The sequence below is a fragment of the Ilyobacter sp. genome, from assembly GCF_041583315.1.
Taxonomy (GTDB): domain Bacteria; phylum Fusobacteriota; class Fusobacteriia; order Fusobacteriales; family Fusobacteriaceae; genus Ilyobacter.
In genome coordinates, this window is sequence record NZ_JBFHGC010000290.1 from 1 (window position 1) to 3,694 (window position 3,694).

Here is a 3,694-nt window from a genome sequence, read left to right on the forward strand (position 1 = left end):
CCACTTCTCCGATTCCATACTCTTCAAGTATCTCCACATCAAATCCGTATTCTGATCCCAGAGTCGATGCTTCCAGCGCCAGAGTTTTTGGATAGATGACATTTGCAGGTTCATTTACAAGGTCTCTGGCTATATTTACCGCCTTTCCTAAGACCTCCCCTTCTGTCATCTCGCTCTCCCCTGCCGGGTCGAAATATTCTATAGCAAGAGACTTATTCTCGTTTTCTTTTGTTTTATACCTGTCAAACTTATAGTTAATATGATAGGCCGCCTCTGCTATGGCGTCCATATTCTTCAGTTTTTCTTCTTCCGTGCTTATGATTATCTCTCCGGCAGATCCGTTGAGAGCCTTATAAAGAGCTTTTATTATAGAGTCTCTTGTCAGTTCCTCTTCTTTCCCCGCTCCTACAAGAACCATATTAATGAGATTTCCGTACTCTAGAAAACTGGCTTCTAACACCTCTCCGTTTTTACCCTTAAACTTTTTTTCATCAATCATTTTATTCAAAAGCACCTTGTTTTCTTCTGATATAAAACTACAAATTTCTACCTTGTCTTCAAGATAAAGAATTACATTTTTAGAATAATTTTTTTTGAGGTTTTTCACAATTTTAAAATACATAGCTTCTCTCTTTCTGTTAAATTATTTTTTACTATCAATTAATGTTATACACCCATTAACAAAAAATGGCAATTCCAACTTTTTTTAGTTCCAGAATTTTATGTTCCTTTTAGTTTATTTACACTCGTTTTGCTGTTATTAGTTAATATTCTTTGCGATGTCTTGCCCTGTTTTTTCTTGACTTTTTATGAAAAAAAAAGTATAATCCCCTTCGTTGTTAAATAACACTTAATTTTTTTTAAATCTTACACAGGAGGAAATAAATGAACAAAAGTTTTTTAAATACACTAGAATGTGCTGAAGCTGTTGTCAAATTGGCTATCAAAAAATCCCACACCAAACCTTCTAAAGTGTTCTTGCTTGGATTCATGGGAGGAATCTTCATCGGTCTTGCATATGTGGCATATATAACCGTTTCTCAGACTTTAGGAGGGAATTTTGATCCCGGATTTGCAAAATTCATGGGGGCAACAGTGTTCCCGGTTGGAATCATGCTTGTTCTTTTTGTAGGTGGAGATCTTTTCACAGGAAACAACCTAGCATTCATAGCCTATTGTACAAAAGATGTCACTCTGAAAGAAGTTCTGATAAACTGGGTATCAGTATGGTTTGGTAATCTTGCCGGAAGTATCTTTATAGCTTGGGTTGCTTTTATGGGTGGAATTTTCAAGAGTCCTGCCATGCACGCAGCCACTGTGACTCTTGCTGAGCATAAAGTTCACCTTACATTCACAGAGGGGCTTTTCAGCGGATTTCTATGTAATATCTTAGTAGCTCTTGGGGTATGGATGACATTTTCCGCCACAGATTCCATAGGTAAGATCTTCTCAGCCTGGTTTCCCATTATGATGTTTGCTCTTTCAGGATATCAGCATGTTGTAGCAAACATGTTTGTCCTTTCCATAGCCAAAATGATAGACCCGGCTATTTATTCGGCAGGTACTGCTGTCAGTCATAACCTTTTTCCAGTTACCATGGGAAATCTCCTTTCAGGTGGAATATTCATTCCGGTAGTCTATTATATCCTTTATCTAAAAAAAGACGCCTAAAGGCGTCTTTTTTACTTGTCTTCTTTACAATTAAAATTTTCCGAAATACTCAGAATCTGTCAACATAGAAAAAGAGAATCGCTATTCTTCTGTTTAGATTCAGAAAGACTACTTTTCAACCTCTTATAGATACTGCCAAAGCTATCATCCTTTTGTCCTTCTGCAACCCCTATATTTATTTTAATTTTGTTAGGTATTGGATCTAAATTTGAAGTTTTATTTTTTATTCTTTCTGAAATTTTTATCGCTTCCTTTTCCAAGGTCTCAGTCAGTATGACTACGAATATTCCGCTGTCTAGAATAAACAATTGGTCTATTTCCCTTATACTCTTATTTATTTCATTGGAAACATTTGAAGAAATCTCCTCTGACCACAGGTCAGCGACACTATTATTTATGCTTTCAAGATTAGCAATACTGAACATCACAAGAGAAAAAGGAGTCGAGTACCTGTTATAACGTTCTATCTCCCTGTATACAGCATTTTTAAGCTCATCTTTTGGATTTGGCCGGCCTATATTTTCAATTTTAGAAAATTCCGAGAGTTTTTCTGCAATGGCCTGAGTATTTTCATATACATCAAATGTATTTAACCCTAAGCTCAGCATCTCTCTCACATCTACCAAGAGTCTCAGCCACTTTTCCTTAAACCCGCCCATTTTTTCTCCGTGAAGGTGAAATAAAAACACTGTCTTTTCCAGATGAATTTTATTTTCCAGTACCACCGTAGATATCACCAGGACATCTTCATCCTCCAGCAAATTCTGTATATCTTCAAATCCAGCTGCACTTTTATCTTTTTCGATAATCATAAAATCATCTGTTATTTTATTTGAAAAGTCATTTTTTATTAAAGATCTTTTTATCTCCAGTTCCATAGAATTCACCATTGGTTCAGGACTATCAGAAAAAACCTCATTATTTTTACCAAACTTTACAACAGTTGTATTGAATATCTCTGACGGCTCTGACAATACAAATAAGGCGTGTTTTAAAAAATCACTCAGACTTTCAGAAAAGATCAGAGCATTGTTTATCTGTGATTTCATGTACAGACTCTTTTTTAGGAATATCTCTTCCTCCAAAAGATTTTGCATATAGAGATTGGATTTTATGAAATAATTAATTGTCTTCAACTCACATCTCGTATTCAAAAAATCCCCATTTTCATCATAGACACTTATCCCGTTTAAGACTGTCTCTATGACTACCCCGTCTTTTCTTCTGAGCTTTATCATGGCATTTTCCAAGCATCCGTAATCTTTCAGACGGGGAAACCCGGCTTTCACAGTGGGAAGGCTTTCTTCTAGTACAAAGTCTCTGAAATATTTTCCTATAACTTCGTCCTCTTTATATCCAGTTTCTTTCAGCCAGTTTTCATTGACGTAGATTATCTTTCCGTCTTTTTCAAGCATCTGAAACATTGTGCTTTTAGGCTCGGTGTACTTAGCGTTATATTTTATAATTTTAGAGTCCAAAGGCTCACCTCTTACTTTCATCAAATAATTATAAACAAATCTTATACTTTTTATTCCCATTTCGTAAATCTTATCTCATACCTTTTAAATTATGGGTTTTTACACCACACTTTTATAGAATAATAAAAAATTACATCTCAAACTTCAGTTGTTTTATCCACAGCTTTAAGACTAATTTCTTCACACAGTAAATTTATTCTAAATAAAAACCATATACCTTTTTATTTTATAAATTTATAATAAAAAAACCTAGGATCAACCTAGGTATAATTTATAAAAATGGTGCGGAGGGGGAGACTTGAACTCCCACGTCGAAGACACTAGATCCTAAGTCTAGCGCGTCTGCCAATTCCGCCACCCCCGCATTGAGTGGTGCCGCTTATCGGAGTCGAACCAATCACCTACTGATTACAAGTCAGTTGCTCTACCAGATGAGCTAAAGCGGCATATTATGTTGTTTGATTTTTAATGGCGGGAGTGACGAGACTCGAACTCGCGACCCCCGGCGTGACAGGCCGGTGCTCTAACCAACTGAGCTACACCCC

At 36.1% G+C, this 3,694-nt stretch carries 3 protein-coding genes and 2 tRNA genes; 1 reads left to right on the forward strand and 4 read right to left on the reverse strand.

Features of this window, described 5'->3' with window-relative positions:
• Nucleotides 1-622, reverse strand: a 622-nt coding sequence (locus ABZA26_RS10060) for a M17 family peptidase N-terminal domain-containing protein (protein ID WP_372714392.1), incomplete at its 3' end; no start/stop codon positions are given.
• A 263-nt stretch (nt 623-885) separates the two neighbouring features.
• Between ABZA26_RS10060 and ABZA26_RS10065 the strand changes: the two genes are divergently transcribed.
• Nucleotides 886-1,671 (forward strand): formate/nitrite transporter family protein, encoded by a 786-nt coding sequence (locus ABZA26_RS10065; RefSeq protein ID WP_372714393.1) that lies wholly within the window; start codon nt 886-888, stop codon nt 1,669-1,671.
• Nucleotides 1,672-1,730: 59 nt separating this feature from the next.
• On the opposite strand, the gene ABZA26_RS10070 is transcribed toward ABZA26_RS10065, so the two are convergent.
• The 3 genes from ABZA26_RS10070 to ABZA26_RS10080 form a co-directional block, all read right to left on the reverse strand.
• Nucleotides 1,731-3,170, reverse strand: a complete 1,440-nt coding sequence (locus ABZA26_RS10070) for a diguanylate cyclase domain-containing protein (RefSeq protein ID WP_372714394.1) — start codon at nt 3,168-3,170, stop codon at nt 1,731-1,733.
• 259 nt (nt 3,171-3,429) lie between these two features.
• Nucleotides 3,430-3,513: transfer RNA gene (locus ABZA26_RS10075), tRNA-Leu, on the reverse strand.
• 6 nt (nt 3,514-3,519) lie between these two features.
• Nucleotides 3,520-3,595: transfer RNA gene (locus ABZA26_RS10080), tRNA-Thr, on the reverse strand.
• Nucleotides 3,596-3,694 lie beyond the last annotated feature (99 nt).

Excerpts from the sequence above, each read along its gene's own strand:
- ABZA26_RS10065 (WP_372714393.1), top strand. The coding sequence starts at position 886 with ATGAACAAAAGTTTTTTAAATACACTAGAATGTGCTGAAGCTGTTGTC.
- ABZA26_RS10070 (WP_372714394.1), bottom strand. The coding sequence starts at position 3,170 with ATGAAAGTAAGAGGTGAGCCTTTGGACTCTAAAATTATAAAATATAAC.